The organism is Streptomyces poriticola (assembly GCF_036689765.1).
In the GTDB taxonomy this organism is placed as follows: domain Bacteria; phylum Actinomycetota; class Actinomycetes; order Streptomycetales; family Streptomycetaceae; genus Streptomyces; species Streptomyces poriticola.
This window is the reverse complement of record NZ_JBAGKH010000029.1, coordinates 15,459-31,566: the sequence shown is the minus strand read 5'-3', so window position 1 is coordinate 31,566 and position 16,108 is coordinate 15,459. Positions and strand designations below refer to the sequence as shown.

Here is a 16,108-nt window from a genome sequence, read left to right as displayed (position 1 = left end):
TCACGGACCCAGGAGCTACGGCTGGTCCGCCACGGCTGGTCCCAGGGATTCCTCACCCGTGCGCACGAGCGCGCACACGGCATACCCACGCAGGATGCGGGCGTGGGAGAAGCCCCTCAGGCTCCGGGCGATGCGTCGTCAGCAGAGGGCACGGGCACGACGCTGCCTGCTGCGTTGCAGCGCACGGTCCAAGGCGTCCCGTAGCCCGCTTCATAGACCCGTACGTCGACGTCAGGGGGCTGCTTCCCGCCGGGCACCCGTGCATTGGCGACGGTGCAGATGATCTGGCTGAGGCCGAGGCCACCCCCGGTCATGTCCGCCACGCGCACCGGGAGGTGCAGATCCACTGCGCCGTCGGCGGCCTGCGCGGTCAGCCTCCCACGGAGCGGGGGCACCTCGCTGACCAGGCCGCGGGCGCGTTCGGCCTGGTCCGGGCCCTTCAGGAGTTGGTCGAGTGCCTGCTGGGGAGTGGTGGGAGCCGCGACTTCACGGGCGACGGACTCGAGGCCGTATGGGCTGACGAAGTAGAGCTGGGCGTAGTGGGTCTCGAATCCGGGCTGCCGAAGACCGGAGGCCGGGGCGCCGGCCTGGACAGGCCCGGTGGAACCGATGCCGCAGCCGGCGGACACGGCCGCCGACAGCGCGGCCAGGCACGCGAGTCCACGCCTCGTCACCAGTCCTCCTCTGGGGCGGCGTACGGGAGGGTGATGGTGAACACTGCCCCGCCGCCAGGGAGGTTGGCGGCGGTCAAGGTTCCGCGGTGCAGCCGGACGTTCTCCCTCGCGATGGCCAGGCCGAGGCCGCTGCCCGCCGAGCGGGTGCGGGCGGTGTCCGCCTTGTAGAAGCGGTCGAAGACGTGTGGCAGGACGGCGTCGGGGATGCCGGGGCCGCGGTCGGTGACCTCGATCACAAGGGAGTGCTGCGTGGACGTCGCCCGCGTCGTGACAGGTGCGGCGCCGTGGCGCAGGGCGTTGCCGATCAGGTTGGCGAGGACGACATCGATGCGGCGCGCGTCGATGCGGATGCGCAGGTCGTCGTCCGGGAGCTCGGTGACGACCTCCTCCGGTTCGCGCCAACCGCGCAGCTGGAGCGTCTTGCGGATCACGGTGTGCAGGCTGACGTCGTCCAGGTGCGGCATCGCCGCGCCCGCGTCGAAGCGGGAGATCTCCACGAGGTCCTCGACCAGGCCGACGAGCTTGCGGGTCTCGTCGCTGATGAGGAGGACGGCCTCGGCGGTGTCCACAGGCAGCTTGCTGGAGCGGGCGTCCTGGTCGAGGGCATCGGTGACGGCGGCCATCGCGGCGAGCGGGGTACGCAGCTCGTGCGAGACGTCGGCGGCGAAACGGCGGGCGTTCGCCTCCATGCGGCGCAGCTCGGCGTCGTCCCGCTCCAGCGTGGCTGCCATGGTGTTGAACGTGACGGTCAGCGCCGCGAGTTCGTCCTTGCCGACGACGTCCAGGCGGGTGTCCAGGGCACCGGAAGTGATCCTCTCGGCTGCCGAACGCAGTTGTCGAGCGGGACGCAGCACCCGGCGGGCCGCGAACAGTGCGGGCACGACAGCGAAGGCCAGCGCGGGGACGGCGCCCGCCCATGCCGCCGCGATCAGCGCGGAGATGTCGGCCCGTTCGCCGTCCAGGGAGAGGTCGGCGTAGACGACGAGACCCGACGGTCTGGCCGCCCCCTTGCCGTGGTCGGTGTAGTTGACCGGCATGGCGATGAGCAGTCGGGGCCCGTCGCCGTGGGCCACACGCTCGTAGAAGGCGGTGCTGTGGTTCCTCGCCGTCGCGTCGCGCAGGGCGGCGCTGACGCCGCCCGCGGTGCCGACGAGTGGCCCGCCGTCGCGGGAGACGGCCGTGTGCCAGCCGCGCGAGCCCGCGGCGCGATCGAGTTGGCGGGCGAAGAGGCGCAGGTCGTCGTCGGTGGGGTCGGCCGGAAGATTGGGCGCCAGTGAGCTGACCTGGAGACGCAGATCACGGACGGCGCTGTTCTGGGTGCGGTCCAGGATCGTGCCGCGGGCCTGGCGGAAGGTGAGCGCGGCGGTGATCAGCGCGCTGAGCGCGGCGACGAGGAGGAAGGCGACGACCAGACGCGGGCGCAGACCGCGTGGGAGCGTGACCTTCATGCGGGCAGCGGGCCGAAGCGGTAGCCGAAGCCGCGCACCGTCTGGACGTACACGGGCTTGCGCTGGTCCTCCTCGATCTTGGCGCGCAGCCGCATCACGCACGCGTCGACCAGGCGCAAGTCCCCGTAGTAGCTGTGTTCCCAGATGTCCTCCAGGAGCTGCTGGCGGCTGAAGGTCCGCTCCGGGGCGGCGCTGAGGAAGAGCAGGAGCTTCAACTCGGAGGGGGCGAGGGTGAGTTCCTCACCGTTCTTCCGGACGATGAGCGCGTCGCGGTCGATCTCCAGAGCGCCCATCCTGGTCCGCCCGGCGCCCGTGTCGGGCTGGGACGGGGCCACACGGCGCAGCACCGCGCGCATCCGGGCCTCGATGAGGGCGGCACTGGCAGGCTTGACGACGTAGTCGTCGGCGCCCGCCTCCAAGCCGATCACGACATCGATGTCGTCGCCTCGCGCGGAGAGAATCACGACGGGCACCTGGCTGGTCTCCCGGATGTGGCGGCACACCTCCAGCCCGCTCACGCCCGGCAGCATGAGGTCGAGGAGCACGAGGTCGGGCTTGAAGGCGGCCAGTGCCTCCATGCCGTCCTCGCCGGTGCCGACTGCCTCGGTGGCATGCCCGTTGCGGGTCAGTCCCAGGACGACACCGCGGCGCACGGCCGGATCGTCCTCGATCAACAGGACGCGGGTCATGTACGGGGTCCCTTCCGGCGGTGCGTACGCGTCGTTCGGCGTCGGGGCGGGGCGCCCACTCTACGGGCCCGTGCCCGGCCTGCGCGGGTCACCGCAACCGGTCGACGTCGACGGTGCCCGCCCCCGGCACCGGTTCGGGCACCGTCGCCCACAGCACCGCACCGAGAAGGGCCACTGCGGCCACGGCGATCGGGCCGCGCCCGCCACGCGCCCATCCGGCCCGGAACCGCACCGGGTCCTCGACGAACAGCTTCGTCAGCGCCGCGGCGATCAGCGACACCCCGACGGCGACGGCGGTCCCGCCCCAGTCGCCGAGCCCGGAGAGCCGGGGCAGCAACAGCAGGTAGACCGGCCAGTGCCACAGATACAGGGCGTACGACAGCCCGCCCAGGCCACGCGGCAGGCGACCGCCCACCATCCGCGCCACCCAGGTGCCCGGCACCTGAGCCAGCAGCACGACCAGTACGGCCGCCGTCAGGGAGTGCAGGAACAGACCGCCCTGGAAGAGCAGCGGCGTGTGCGCACCGTCGGTCACCGCCCACGCCACCGCGAGACCGCACGCCGCAGCCAGGCACACGAGGCCGGCCACACGGCGCGGGACGCGACGAGCCTGATTCCGTACCGGTGCGGTGGCCACGAGCGCACCGAGCAGCAGGGCGCCGGCGCGGGTGTCGGTGCCCTCGTAGGCGCGCGTGGTGTCCACGGCCGCCCCGAGCGAGACGGTCAGGGCGAGGGAGACCAGGGCCCCCGTCCCCGCGAGCCCGGCCACGATCCGCTCGCCGAACCGCCCTCGGGCCGCCACGGCCACCACCAGCGGCCAGGCCAGGTAGAACTGCCACTCCACGCCGATGCTCCACAGGTGGGCGAAGACCCGGGTGTCGGAGGCGTTCCAGTAGCCGATCCGTTCGGTGATGTAGTGCCAGTTGACCGCCTGTGCCCCGACCCAGGGCAAGTCGGCGAGGGCGAAGCGCAGTTGAGCCGAGGTGCCCCACGCCCACGTCGTTGCCACCGTCACGACCACCACGCAGACGAAGGCGGGCAGCAGGCGCCGAGCACGGCGGACCCAGAAGCCGACCGGGTCCACCCGGTCGCGGGCGGCCCGCCCCGCCGCCGTGTCCTCGCCGAGCAGCAGCCCGGTGATCAGGAACCCGGAGAGCACGAAGAACAGGTCGACCCCGAGGAACCCGCCGCTCAGATGCCCGGCGTGGAAGAGCAGCACGGCTGCGACCGCGAAGCCGCGCAGCCCGTCGAGAGCGGCGATGTGCGCACGGCCCGCCTCGCCGGCGCGCGCTGCACGTTGCGCTCCCTTCGGCCTGCGACGGCGCACTGACCCGGACGTGGGGGGCTCGGGGGGAGGGGGAACCATCGTGCCGCCCGTCCCTCAGCCCTCGCACTTGAGCATGCCGTACCGTTCGGAACCGGTCCACGCGCCGTCGGCCCACTCGTCCACGGGCGCCGGAGTGAAGCCCTCCTGCTTGCCCAGCTCATCGGTGAACCACTTGGCGAAGGCGGCTGCGCCCTGCTGGCAGTTGTGGATGCCGTCCGGGGCGCGCTGTGCCTTGTCCGCCGTGGCGTCGGTGCCCCACACCTGCGAGGAGTCGAGGAACAGAGCTGTGCCGCCGTGTTCTCCGGCGACCTTCTCGGCCGCTGCGGGAGCGGTACGCATCTGGGCCTCGTGCTCTTTGTAGAACCCGTCGATCTTGATGGGCGGTGCTGCCACGAACACGACCTCGGCGCCGGCGTCCTCGGCCGTGGCGACGAGCTTCTCGTAGGCGGCGCGCTGCTGGTCACGGCTGCCCCAGTCGTACGTGGTGACCTGGTAGGCGATCACGGTCGGGGCGAACGCCTCGACGTGCTCGGCCAGCTGCTTCCAGGTGTCCCTGGAGATCATCTGCGTGATCTTCTCGCCGCTGTCGACGATGGTGCCGCCGCCGTCGGACGACGCGTCCTTGAACCGCACGCCGCTCGCCCTCAGCGCCGCGCCCAGGGCAGGGGCCTCGGCGCCCGCGACGGAGTCGCCCAGCCACAGCACCTTCGTACGGGTGCTCGCAGTCGCCCCGCTCCCGTCCCCGTCCCCGTCCCCGTCCCCGGCACCGGGCTCCTGCCGGCCGCAGCCGACCAAGGTGAGGCCGAGCACGGCGGCAGCGGCCACGGCGCTGAGGGCGAGACGGGACGGGCGGCGGTACGCCGAACCGAAACGAACCTTGTTGTCGCTGTTCATGCCTTCAGCACAACAGCCCGGAGGCCCCGAACCGGCCGCCGTCATCGTTTGCTCATCATCCGGGCAACGAGCGCTCATGAGGCGCCCCCCGGGACATCGAGCATGAGTCGCCGCCCGGGACATCGAGCATGAGTCGCCGCCCGGGACATGGAGGCCAGGCAGGGCCCCTGAGCACGGCATGGTGCCGGGAATGTCGACCCGCGGCCGCCGAACCCGGCCGGCGTGGCCCGGCCGACCGCCGGTGACGCGCGTCCGCACGGCCCGCGTCGATCACACGCTGCCGCGCATGGGGCCGCCAGGGCCGCAGGGATGTCCTCGGCCGCGTGGACATCCGCCCGGAAAGCCGCACGCAACCGACCCGCATGAGCTGGAAGAAGCCGTGTGCAGCTCCGGCGGGCGCTCCGGACCGGCGGCACCGGGGCCACAGGCCCGGGAGGCCGGCGCCGGGCGGCCCAGAGGAAGGAATCGTGGTGCAGCGCCCTGCGGGACCCGCGCGCCCTCACCGTCTCCACCAGGACAAACCCCCGTCGCCGTTCGATGCAGACCGCGTGGCCCACGGCGATTCATCGCCGGCCAAGGGTCTCCCCGCGGTGAGCACGGGACGGGGTCCTGCAGCCAGCGCCTACCCTTGAGCCATGACCAGCAGCAGCGACCGGAGCCCGGCAGTGAACGTTCGATCATCCAGGACCTATGAAATTCGCACCTACGGGTGCCAGATGAACGTCCACGACTCCGAGCGGTTGGCCGGCCTGCTGGAGGACGCGGGGTACGTCCGGGCCTCCGAGGGCGCCGAGGGCGCGGCCGACGTCGTCGTCTTCAACACCTGCGCGGTCCGGGAGAACGCCGACAACAAGCTGTACGGCAACCTGGGCCACCTCGCCCCGCAGAAGGCGAGCAGGCCCGGCATGCAGATCGCGGTCGGCGGCTGCCTGGCGCAGAAGGACCGCGACACCATCGTCAAGCGCGCCCCCTGGGTCGACGTCGTCTTCGGCACCCACAACATCGGAAAGCTGCCGGTGCTGCTGGAGCGCGCCCGCGTGCAGGAGGAGGCGCAGGTCGAGATCGCGGAGTCGCTGGAGGCGTTCCCGTCCACGCTCCCGACGCGGCGCGAGAGCGCGTACGCGGCCTGGGTCTCCATCTCCGTCGGCTGCAACAACACCTGCACCTTCTGCATCGTCCCGGCGCTGCGCGGCAAGGAGAAGGACCGCCGCCCCGGCGACATCCTCGCCGAGGTCGAGGCGCTGGTCGCCGAGGGAGTCTCGGAGATCACCCTGCTCGGGCAGAACGTCAACGCCTACGGCTCCGACATCGGCGACCGCGAGGCGTTCAGCAAGCTGCTGCGTGCCTGCGGGACGATCGAGGGGCTGGAGCGGGTGCGCTTCACCTCCCCGCATCCGCGGGACTTCACCGACGACGTGATCTCCGCCATGGCCGAGACACCGAACGTGATGCCGCAGCTGCACATGCCGCTGCAGTCCGGCTCCGACCCGGTCCTGAAGGCGATGCGCCGCTCCTACCGCCAGGAGCGCTACCTGGGGATCATCGAGAAGGTCCGTGCCGCCATCCCGCACGCGGCGATCACCACGGACATCATCGTCGGCTTCCCCGGTGAGACCGAGGAGGACTTCGAGCAGACCCTCCACGTGGTCCGCGAGGCCCGTTTCGCCCAGGCGTTCACCTTCCAGTACTCCAAGCGGCCCGGCACCCCGGCCGCGGAGTTGGACGGCCAGATCCCCAAGGCGGTCGTCCAGGAGCGCTACGAGCGGCTGGTCGCCCTCCAGGAGGAGATCTCCTGGGAGGAGAACAAGCAGCAGGTCGGCCGCACGCTGGAGCTGATGGTCGCCGAGGGCGAGGGCCGCAAGGACGGCACCACCCACCGGCTGTCCGGCCGTGCCCCGGACAACCGTCTGGTGCACTTCACCAAGCCGGAGCAGGAGGTCCGCCCCGGTGACGTGGTGACGGTCGAGGTCACCTATGCCGCCCCGCACCACCTCCTCGCCGAGGGAGAGGTGCTGGAGGTGCGTCGCACGCGCGCGGGCGACGCCTGGGAGAAGCGCAACGCGACCGAGCAGGCGAAGCCTGCCGGCGTGATGCTGGGACTGCCGAAGATCGGCGCCCCCGAGCCGGTCCCGGTGGCCGCGGCGAGCGGCTGCGGCTGCGACTGACGCGGCCCGTCGGGACCGGCGCCCAGAACCCGGTGGGCGATGGGCGGGCGGCCGGTCCGGTGAGCGCCGGGCCGCCCAACCGGTGCCGGTGCCGGTCGGTGGCCGTTCGGGGTTACGCTGCCGATCATGCTCGTCGCCGCCGCAGTCTGCCCCTGCCCGCCCCTCCTTGTGGCCGAGGTCGCCGCGGGCGCCGCACCCGAACTGGCCGCCGCGCGCGCCGCGTGCACGGACGCGCTCGGCGTGCTCGCCGCCGCCCGGCCCGACCGGCTCGTGGTCGTCGGCCCCGGGAACGGGAGCGGCCCCGAGCCGTTCCCGGAGGGCACCCGGGGCTCGTTCCACGGTTTCGGCGTGGACCTGGACGTCCGGCTGGGCGCGGACCGGGGCACCGGCGCCGGACCGGCCCTGCCGTACGGCCTCGCGGTGGGCGCCTGGCTGCTGGAGCGCACCGGCTGGGCCGACGCCCCGCTCGAAGGGCTGGCCGTGGGCGAGGAGGCCTCGCCGGAGCGCTGCGCCGGCCTCGGAAGGGACCTCGCCACCCGGGCCGACCGGGTGGCGCTGCTGGTACTGGGCGACGGCAGCGCGTGCCGCACGCTGAAGGCGCCCGGCTACCTCGACGAGCGGGCCGCGGCCTTCGACGCCGGTGCCGCGCAGGCCCTGGGGACGGCCGACGCACGCGCCCTCGAGGCGCTGGACGCCGACCTGGCGCGAGAGCTGAAGGTGACGGGACGGGCGCCCTGGCAGGTCCTCGCGGGCGCGTCGGCCGGGGGGACCGCACGCGACGGAGCCCTGCTGTACGAGGACGCCCCCTATGGGGTGGGTTACATGGTGGCCACCTGGTCGTAGACGACGGCCCCCCGGTCCGCGGCACGCGTGCCGGGCAAAGGGCTCCTGCACGGCCCGGGCACGCGACGGCACAGGCACAAAGGGCCCGGCTCCAGCCCCTGCACTCGTCCGTGTCCCCGCTCGCGCGCGCGTCCCGCGTGGCCCGTGTTCGCGGGCTCTTCGGGCGTGGTTTCTGCTCGTGTGTGGGTGCGGCGTGGTCCTTGCTGATGGGCGCTTCGGGCGTGGCTCCTGCCCGTGGGCTCGTACGGTGCAGCCCTCAACACGGTGGAGCCCTCGCTCATAGCGCGTCCGGCCGGGGGCACCGCTCGTACGGGGAGTCGCGCGGGCCACGGTCGTGAGGCGGCCCCGTCCTGTTGCGTCGTGCGGGGCGGCCCCCTCCGTACGAGCGTGGGCCGGCCGCATCCGTACGAGCGTGGGCCGGCCGCATCCGTACGAGCGTGGGCCGGCCCCCGGCGTCGGGCAGCGGTCCTCCGGCTCCGGCGCACGGCAGCCGCCCGGGCCGTACGTCCAGCGGGGCGGAACGCACCACCCCGCACCGATACGCGGACACCCGGATACCAGGACGCGCGGATACGCGGATACACGGATACGCGGATACGCACACGCCGACGGCGGACGGCCGGGGCGTGCTCTCCCCGGCCGTCCGCCGTAGCCGTCGGGCAGGTGCGTCACCACCCGCGCCGGATGGCCGCTCCGGTCAGGAGGCCGGCGGCGGGCTGCCCGGCGTTGTCGTACCCGGTGTGCCCTCGCCGCCCTGATCACCGGAGCGGTCGTCCTTGTGCGCGAGGCGGTCCATGGCGTCCTTGGCCTTGCCCGTACCGGACTGGATCCGGTCGCTGTACTTGCCCTTGGTCTTCTGGTCGACGGTCTTGGCCATCTTGTCGAGACCACGGTCGATCTTGTCCCCGTGCTCTCGCGCGAGGCCCGAGACCTTGCCCTTCGCGGGGCCCAGCTTGGCCTTCAAGTTGTTCACGAGACCCATGGTTCACCTTCCCTCGCGGGTGGTTACGAGCGGGCGCCCTCACCGGCCGCGCTGTCGACGGCCGCCCCGGCGGACTGCTGCTTGGGGATCCCGACGCCGTCGCCCTCGGTCTCGGTCTCCGCGGCCCCGGCAGGCTGCTCCGGCTCCGCCTTCTGCGCAGCCTCCGCACCGCCGGTGTCCTCCGGATCCTTGGCCCCGGCCGAGTCCTCCGGCGTGGACTCGGGAGCCGGCGCGCCGGTCCGCTCCTCGGCGGCCGGTGCCTCCTCCGTGGCCTTCGACCTCCGAAGAAGCCGTGCAAAAACGCCCATATCAACTCCATACGGTACTCGTGCGGGCGAATTCCCGCGTTGCCCGGTGCGTCCGATTGCGCCACCCCGGGCACACCGCCTCGGTCTGCGCAGGCGGAAACCTCGCAACGGGCAACGACCCCGCCCCCGCGCCGTCACGTAACTCGTTCGAGCGCACGCCGCGAGGTTTGCGAGACTGGTGCGGTGAGCAGCGCAGCCCCCGAACCCCGAGTCATCGCCGTCGTCGGCCCCACCGCGGCCGGAAAGTCCGATCTGGGAGTCTGTCTGGCTCAGCAGCTCGGCGGCGAGATCGTCAACGCCGATTCCATGCAGCTGTACCGGGGGATGGACATCGGCACCGCCAAGCTGACGCCCGAGGAGCGCGGCGGGGTCCCGCATCATCTGCTGGACATCTGGGACGTGACCGTCACCGCCTCCGTCGCCGAGTACCAGCGCCTGGCCCGGGCGAAGATCGACGCGCTGCTGGCCGCCGGACGCTGGCCGATCCTGGTGGGCGGCTCGGGGCTCTATGTCCGCGGAGCCGTCGACAACCTGGAGTTCCCCGGCACCGACCCCGAGGTCCGGGCCCGGCTCGAGGAGGAGCTCACGCTGCGCGGCTCCGGGGCGCTGCACGCGCGCCTCGCCGCCGCCGACCCGGAGGCGGGGCGGGCCATCCTGCCCAGCAACGGCCGCCGGATCGTCCGGGCGCTCGAAGTGATCGAGATCACCGGGCGGCCCTTCACCGCCAACCTCCCCGGGCACGACTCCGTGTACGACACCCTCCAGATCGGCGTCGACGTCTCCCGACCCGAGCTGGACGACCGGATCGCGCGCCGGGTCGACCGGATGTGGGAGGCCGGTCTGGTGGAGGAAGTGCGCGCACTGCAGGCGCAGGGCTTGCGCGAGGGGCGTACGGCGTCGCGCGCGCTGGGCTACCAGCAGGTGCTCGCGGCACTCGCCGGCGAATGCACGCTCCAGGAGGCCCGGGACGAGACCGTGCGTGCCACCAAACGCTTCGCGCGCCGTCAGGATTCATGGTTCAGGCGCGATCCACGGGTGCACTGGTTGAGTGGGGCCGAGACGGATCTCACGGAACTTCCGCGGCTGGCTCTGTCGTTGGTCGAACGACCGGTTACAGCCTGATCACGTCATGGCATCGGGACGCTCCGGCCGTCATCGCGGCCTCCGGCGCCGTGCCATCATCAAGCTTCGATCGACCAAGTGGAGTCCAAGTTGGGAGGGCGCGTGGCGATGGAGGCCGGCCCTCGCGACACCGCAGCGAGCACCGAGCACGTCACCGCCGACGGCGGGGAACCGCAGCCGGACGAGACCGGGCTGAGCCCGGACGGGCCGGACGCGCCCGAGTCCGAGGAGATGTACGCGGGCGGCGGCGAGGTCGACGAGGTCGAGCTGCGCCCGCAGCGGCGGCTGCGGATCTGGCAGCTCGCCCCCATCGTGTCGCTTGCTGCGGTCGGCTCGCTGATGTTCGCCTTCCCGCTCGCCTTCGACTTCGGCGACAGCGGCGCCGTGATCGCGATGCTGGGCCTGCTGATCTGCTCGTGCGCCGCGGGCTGGGGCATGATGGCCGCCCGCCGCGTGGGCTACGCCTGGCCGGGCCTGCCCCAGCGGGGCTCCGACCGTCGCCCCGACTGGCGGGTGATCCTCCTGTACGTGGTCGTGGTCGCGGCCGTGGTCGCCCTCGCCGTCTGGAGAGTCGCCCGGCTGCGCGGCTGACCCCGGCGCCGGACGCTTCCCGGCGATGGGCAGGCACCGGGCCCTGGCTGTCGGCGGGACGCCGTACGATCGAGGAATGAGCACGCGCACGCGGATCGCCTTCCTCAAGGGGCACGGCACCGAGAACGACTTCGTGATCATCCCGGACCCGGACAACGCCCTCGATCTGCCCCCGGCCGTCGTCGCCGCCCTGTGCGACCGCCGCGCCGGCATCGGAGGCGACGGACTGCTGCATGTCGTGCGGTCCGCCGCCCACCCGGAGGCCCGGGACATGGCGGGCGACGCGGAGTGGTTCATGGACTACCGCAACGCCGACGGCTCCGTCGCGGAGATGTGCGGCAACGGCGTCCGCGTCTTCGCCCGCTATCTCCAGCACGCCGGTCATGTCACCGAGGGCGATCTCGCCGTCGCCACGCGCGGCGGCGTGAAGACCGTGCACATCGCCAAGGCCGGGCCCGGCAGCGGCTCCGCCGCGGGCGACGTCACCGTCGGCATGGGCCGGGCCGGACTCCCCGAAGGGGAGGTCACGGTCGGCGTCGGCGAGCGCAACTGGCCCGCGCGGAACGTGAACATGGGCAACCCGCACGCGGTCGCCTTCGTCGCCGACCTGGCCCACGCCGGAGACTTGTACTCGCGGCCCGCGTTCGGACCGGCCACGGCCTACCCGGACGGGGTGAACATCGAGTTCGTGGTCGACCGCGGCCCCCGGCACGTCGCCATGCGGGTGCACGAGCGCGGCTCCGGCGAGACCCGCTCGTGCGGGACCGGCGCCTGCGCCGTGGCCGTCGCCGCGGCCCGGCGGGACGGCGCAGACCCGGCCGTCACCGGCACCCCGGTGACGTACACCGTGGACGTGCCCGGAGGGACGCTGGTGATCACCGAGCGGCCCGACGGCGAGATCGAGATGACCGGCCCCGCGGTGATCGTCGCCGAGGGGGAGATCCGTCCGGAGTGGCTGGAGACGGTCGCACCGGCCGCCGACACCCCGGTCGAAAACGTAAACCAGTGAACCTTCGCTCGAATGGGTGATCCGTTTCACGCTCGGCGAGAGGCGGTCAGCGGCACGTGATGGGCTCGATAGCATCAAGCACCGGCCCGGACGGGGGACCGACGCCGTCCCCTGAGCCGTGTCAGCCCTGGGGCGCCCCGTCCGCCGGTCCACGCAGCCGGAGGTGCCCATGAACGCGGAGGCGACGAATTCCGCGAGTCCGGTCCCGATGCCCCCCGGGGCCGTCGCCGGCACCGACCCCGCCGCACCCCCGGCGCCCCGCAGAAAGGCCCGCTCCCGGCTCGACCTGCGGCGGCTGGGCCGCGCCGCACTGCTCGGACCCGCCGCCCGCGACCGGCTGCCCGCCGCCATCGGCCATGTCGTCGAGGCCCACCGCGCCCACCACCCCGACGCCGACCTCGACCCGCTGCGCCGCGCCTATCTGCTGGCCGAATCCTCGCACCGCGGCCAGATGCGCAAGAGCGGCGAGCCGTACATCACCCACCCGCTCGCCGTCACCCTCATCCTCGCCGAACTCGGCGCGGAGACCACGACCCTGACCGCCTCTCTCCTCCACGACACCGTCGAGGACACCGAGGTGACGCTGGACCAGGTCCGTGACCAGTTCGGCGAGGAGGTCCGCTACCTGGTCGACGGCGTCACCAAACTGGAGAAGGTCGACTACGGCGCCGCCGCCGAACCCGAGACCTTCCGCAAGATGCTCGTCGCCACCGGCAACGACGTCCGGGTGATGTCGATCAAACTCGCCGACCGGCTGCACAACATGCGCACCCTCGGCGTCATGCGCCGCGAGAAACAGGAGCGCATCGCCAGGGTGACCCGGGACGTGCTCATCCCGCTCGCCGAACGGCTCGGCGTCCAGGCGCTCAAGACCGAACTGGAGGACCTCGTCTTCGCGGTCCTGCACCCCGAGGAGCACGCCGAGACCCGGGAAATGATCGCCGGGAACGCCGCCGCCGGGACCGACCCGCTGGCCGACGCCGCCGAGGACGTCCGCAGAGTGCTGCGCGAGGCCGACATCACCGCGGACGTGCTCATCCGGCCCCGCCACGTGGTCTCCGTGCACCGCGTGGCCCGCAAGCGCGGCCGGCTGCGCGGCGCCGACTTCGGCCGGCTGCTGGTCCTGGTCCACGAGGACGCCGACTGCTACGCCGTGCTGGGCGAGCTGCACACCTGCCTGACGCCGGTGGTCTCGGAGTTCAAGGACTTCATCGCGGTCCCCAAGTTCAACCTCTACCAGTCCCTGCACACGGCCGTCGCCCGCAAGGACGACGGCCAGGTCGTCGAAGTCCTCATCCGCACCCACCAGATGCACCAGGTCGCCGAGGCCGGCGTCGTCGCCCTCGGCAACCCCTACGCAGCCCCGTCGGAGGAGCAGCACCCGGGGGACGGGGAGCGCGCCGACCCGACCCGTCCCGGCTGGCTCTCCCGGCTCCTCGACTGGCAGCAGTCCGCACCCGACCCCGACACGTTCTGGTCCACACTGCGCGAGGACCTCGCCCAGGACCGTGAGATCACCGTCTACCGGCCCGACGGCGGCACACTCGGCCTGCCCGAGGGCGCGACCTGCGTGGACGCGGCCTATGCGCAGTACGGCGAGGACGCGCACGCCTGTATCGGGGCGCGGGTCAACAGCCGCCTGGCGACGCTGAGCACCGTACTGCGGGACGGCGACAGCGTGCAGCTGCTCATGGGGCAGGACCCCGCCGCCGAGCCCTCCCGGGAGTGGCTCGAGCATGCGCACACACCCGGCGCCCGGATCGCCATCCAGCGCCGGCTCGCCGCCCACCCCGCCGACCCCGCGCCCGCCGACCCCGCGCCCACCGGCCCGCACCCGGGCGCGCAGGACGGCGCCCCGCACCCGCCCCCGGCGCCCGGCGCCCGCACCCGTGCCGAAACACCGGCCGTGCCCCGCCCGCCCGAAGGGGCCACCGCCCGGCCCACGGCCCCCGAGGTCCGCGCCGCCCGGCCCGCCGCCCCGGACGTCCGCGTCGACCGGCCCGGCGCCCCCGTACGACTCGCCGGCTGCTGCACCCCTGTTCCGCCCGACGAGATCACCGGCTTCACCGTGCGCGGAGGAGTGGTGACCGTGCACCGCACCGAGTGCGCCGTGGTGGCGCGAATGCGGAGCACGGGGCGCGCGGAGGTCGGCGTGGGCTGGGGGGACACCGCCGAGTGCCGGGTCACGCTGCTCGCCGAGTCGTTCGTCCGCCCCCATCTCCTCGCCGACCTCACCGAGGCCATGGCACTGGAGGGCGCCGAGATCGTATCCGCCACCGTCGAGCCCCCGGACCGCCAGCGCGTCCGCCACACGTACACCGTCCAGCTCCCGGACTCCGCCCACCTGCCCGCCCTCATGCGCGCCATGCGCAACGTGGCCGGCGTGTACGACGTGAACCGCGCCTAGAACCGGTGCGGCGGATCATGCCGCAGACGCGCGGCCGGCCGGCGGGACCCGTTCGGGTGCGCCCGGCGCGCGTCGCCGCCACCGCGTCCCCGCCCGCTGATAGCCGTGGGGCATGCTGCACACCCCCCACCTCCGGGCCCGCCGCCGGCGCACGGCCGCGGCGCTGCTCGCCTCCGCCGTCTCCGCCTGTCTGGTCGCCGCCGCGGCTCCGCCGACCCCGCTGGGCGTCGGCGACCGCCTCTTCCCGCATCTGGGCAACCCCGGATACGACGTCGCCGCCTACGACCTGTCCTTCACCTACTCCGGCAGCAACAGCGCGCCGCTGGAGGCGATCACCGTCATCGACGCCTGGGCGACGGCCGACCTGGAGCGGATCAACCTCGACTTCGCCCACGGACGGGTCCACTCCGTCGACGTCGACGGCGATCCCGCAGAGTTCACCGGCGCCGGCGAGGACCTGGTGATCACCCCCGAGGACGAGGTCGACCAGGGCGACTGGATGCGCATCACCGTGCGGCACACCAGCGACCCGGTGTACACCGGCGGACGCAAGGGCGGCTGGGTGCGCACCGCGGACGGTCTCGCCATGGCCAACCAGGCCGACGCCGCCCACCTGGTGTTCCCCTGCAACGACCACCCCTCCGACAAGGCGCTGTTCACCATCCGCGTCACCGCCCCCGACGGCCACACCGCGGTCGCGGGCGGCCTGCCCGCCGGGGTCGACCGCGCCGGCGGCGCGACCACCTGGACGTACCGCACCCGGCACCCCATGGCCACCGAACTCGCCCAGGTGTCCATCGGGCGCTCCACCGTGCTGCGCCGCACCGGCCCGCACGGACTGCCCGTCCGGGACGTCGTGCCCACCCGGCACCGCGAGGCACTGGAACCCTGGCTGGAGAAGACCCCGGACCAGATCGCCTGGATGGAGGCCAAGGTCGGACGCTACCCCTTCGAGACGTACGGGGTACTCCTGGCCGACGCCACCACCGGGTTCGCCCTCGAGACACAGACGCTCTCGCTGTTCGAACGCAAGCTCTTCACCGATCCCGCCTACCCCCGCTGGTACGTCGAGTCGATCATGGTGCACGAGCTGGCCCACCAGTGGTTCGGCAACAGCGTCACCCCCCGCACCTGGTCCGACCTGTGGCTCAACGAGGGCCACGCCACCTGGTACGAGGCGCTGTACGCCGAGGAGACGGCCGGACGGCCGCTGGCGGACCGGATGAAGGCCGCCTACGGCGTCTCCGACCGCTGGCGCGAGGCGGGCGGACCGCCGGGCGCACCCGAGCCACCGGCCTCCGGCAGCAAGACCGGCATCTTCCGCGCCAACGTCTACGACGGCGCCGCGCTCGTGCTCTACGCGCTGCGCCAGGAGATCGGCCACCTCGCCTTCGACCGCCTGCAGCGGGCGTGGGTGAGCGGCCACCGGGACGGCACGGCGGGCACCACCGACTTCGTCCGCCTCGCGTCGCAGACCGCCGGCCGTGATCTGAGCGGCTTCCTCCAGGCCTGGCTGTACGACGCGAAGACCCCGCCCATGCCCGGGCACCCGGAGTGGAAGTCCCAGGTCCCCGCACCCGCGGCCGGACAACCGGCAGCCGCCGGGGGAGCGGCGGATGAATAAGCCGGTGACGAGACGGCCCGTGCCG

The 16,108-nt window shown here is 73.1% G+C and carries 14 protein-coding genes; 7 read left to right on the top strand and 7 right to left on the bottom strand.

From position 1 onward, the window contains the following. Window positions 1-116: 116 nt before the first annotated feature. The 5 genes from V5O46_RS26305 to V5O46_RS26285 all read right to left on the bottom strand — a co-directional run bounded on the left by V5O46_RS26305 (window position 117) and on the right by V5O46_RS26285 (window position 5,032). A complete protein-coding gene (locus V5O46_RS26305) occupies window positions 117-674 on the bottom strand; it encodes a hypothetical protein (protein WP_332887190.1) in 558 nt (185 codons plus the stop codon). Next, on the bottom strand, window positions 671-2,122 hold the full coding sequence (locus tag V5O46_RS26300; protein ID WP_332887189.1) for a sensor histidine kinase: 1,452 nt from the start codon (window positions 2,120-2,122) through the stop codon (window positions 671-673). Before V5O46_RS26300 ends, V5O46_RS26305 begins: the two co-directional genes overlap by 4 nt. Further along, a complete protein-coding gene (locus V5O46_RS26295) occupies window positions 2,119-2,811 on the bottom strand; it encodes a response regulator transcription factor (protein ID WP_332887188.1) in 693 nt (230 codons plus the stop codon). Before V5O46_RS26295 ends, V5O46_RS26300 begins: the two co-directional genes overlap by 4 nt. 88 nt (window positions 2,812-2,899) lie before the next feature. Next, the gene (locus V5O46_RS26290; protein WP_332887187.1) at window positions 2,900-4,138 is read right to left on the bottom strand and encodes an acyltransferase family protein; all 1,239 of its coding nucleotides are present in this window, start codon (window positions 4,136-4,138) and stop codon (window positions 2,900-2,902) included. 54 nt (window positions 4,139-4,192) lie between these two features. Beyond that, entirely contained in the window at window positions 4,193-5,032 is an 840-nt protein-coding gene (locus tag V5O46_RS26285; RefSeq protein ID WP_332887186.1) for an SGNH/GDSL hydrolase family protein, read from the bottom strand. 635 nt (window positions 5,033-5,667) lie between these two features. Here V5O46_RS26285 and miaB point away from each other — a divergent pair. Next, window positions 5,668-7,197: a tRNA (N6-isopentenyl adenosine(37)-C2)-methylthiotransferase MiaB gene (gene miaB, locus V5O46_RS26280; protein WP_332887185.1), complete on the top strand. Its 1,530-nt coding sequence runs from the start codon at window positions 5,668-5,670 to the stop codon at window positions 7,195-7,197. Window positions 7,198-7,323: 126 nt separating this feature from the next. Beyond that, complete coding sequence (locus V5O46_RS26275; protein ID WP_332887184.1) at window positions 7,324-8,040, top strand: class III extradiol dioxygenase subunit B-like domain-containing protein; 717 nt, start codon at window positions 7,324-7,326, stop codon at window positions 8,038-8,040. A 697-nt stretch (window positions 8,041-8,737) separates the two neighbouring features. Here the strand turns inward: V5O46_RS26275 and V5O46_RS26270 are convergent. Next, entirely contained in the window at window positions 8,738-9,022 is a 285-nt protein-coding gene (locus tag V5O46_RS26270; protein WP_332887183.1) for an antitoxin, read from the bottom strand. Window positions 9,023-9,045: 23 nt separating this feature from the next. Next, window positions 9,046-9,330: a hypothetical protein gene (locus tag V5O46_RS26265; protein WP_332887182.1), complete on the bottom strand. Its 285-nt coding sequence runs from the start codon at window positions 9,328-9,330 to the stop codon at window positions 9,046-9,048. Between the two features lie 183 nt (window positions 9,331-9,513). Here V5O46_RS26265 and miaA point away from each other — a divergent pair, with 183 nt between their 5' ends. From miaA to V5O46_RS26240, 5 genes are all read left to right on the top strand, one after another. Further along, window positions 9,514-10,452 (top strand): tRNA (adenosine(37)-N6)-dimethylallyltransferase MiaA, encoded by a 939-nt coding sequence (gene miaA / locus V5O46_RS26260; RefSeq protein WP_332887181.1) that lies wholly within the window; start codon window positions 9,514-9,516, stop codon window positions 10,450-10,452. A 108-nt stretch (window positions 10,453-10,560) separates the two neighbouring features. Further along, complete coding sequence (locus V5O46_RS26255; RefSeq protein ID WP_332887227.1) at window positions 10,561-11,043, top strand: hypothetical protein; 483 nt, start codon at window positions 10,561-10,563, stop codon at window positions 11,041-11,043. 76 nt (window positions 11,044-11,119) lie between these two features. Next, window positions 11,120-12,052, top strand: a complete 933-nt coding sequence (gene dapF, locus V5O46_RS26250; RefSeq protein ID WP_332887180.1) for a diaminopimelate epimerase — start codon at window positions 11,120-11,122, stop codon at window positions 12,050-12,052. Window positions 12,053-12,221: 169 nt separating this feature from the next. Further along, complete coding sequence (locus tag V5O46_RS26245) at window positions 12,222-14,459, top strand: RelA/SpoT family protein (protein ID WP_332887179.1); 2,238 nt, start codon at window positions 12,222-12,224, stop codon at window positions 14,457-14,459. 112 nt (window positions 14,460-14,571) lie between these two features. Continuing rightward, a complete protein-coding gene (locus V5O46_RS26240; RefSeq protein WP_332887178.1) occupies window positions 14,572-16,083 on the top strand; it encodes a M1 family metallopeptidase in 1,512 nt (503 codons plus the stop codon). Window positions 16,084-16,108: the final 25 nt, after the last annotated feature.

Coding starts and splice junctions, on each gene's coding strand:
- V5O46_RS26300 (WP_332887189.1), bottom strand. CDS start 2,122: ATGAAGGTCACGCTCCCACGCGGTCTGCGCCCGCGTCTGGTCGTCGCC.
- V5O46_RS26295 (WP_332887188.1), bottom strand. CDS start 2,811: ATGACCCGCGTCCTGTTGATCGAGGACGATCCGGCCGTGCGCCGCGGT.
- V5O46_RS26285 (WP_332887186.1), bottom strand. CDS start 5,032: ATGAACAGCGACAACAAGGTTCGTTTCGGTTCGGCGTACCGCCGCCCG.
- miaB (WP_332887185.1), top strand. CDS start 5,668: ATGACCAGCAGCAGCGACCGGAGCCCGGCAGTGAACGTTCGATCATCC.
- V5O46_RS26275 (WP_332887184.1), top strand. CDS start 7,324: ATGCTCGTCGCCGCCGCAGTCTGCCCCTGCCCGCCCCTCCTTGTGGCC.
- V5O46_RS26270 (WP_332887183.1), bottom strand. CDS start 9,022: ATGGGTCTCGTGAACAACTTGAAGGCCAAGCTGGGCCCCGCGAAGGGC.
- V5O46_RS26265 (WP_332887182.1), bottom strand. CDS start 9,330: ATGGGCGTTTTTGCACGGCTTCTTCGGAGGTCGAAGGCCACGGAGGAG.
- V5O46_RS26255 (WP_332887227.1), top strand. CDS start 10,561: ATGGAGGCCGGCCCTCGCGACACCGCAGCGAGCACCGAGCACGTCACC.
- dapF (WP_332887180.1), top strand. CDS start 11,120: ATGAGCACGCGCACGCGGATCGCCTTCCTCAAGGGGCACGGCACCGAG.
- V5O46_RS26245 (WP_332887179.1), top strand. CDS start 12,222: ATGAACGCGGAGGCGACGAATTCCGCGAGTCCGGTCCCGATGCCCCCC.
- V5O46_RS26240 (WP_332887178.1), top strand. CDS start 14,572: ATGCTGCACACCCCCCACCTCCGGGCCCGCCGCCGGCGCACGGCCGCG.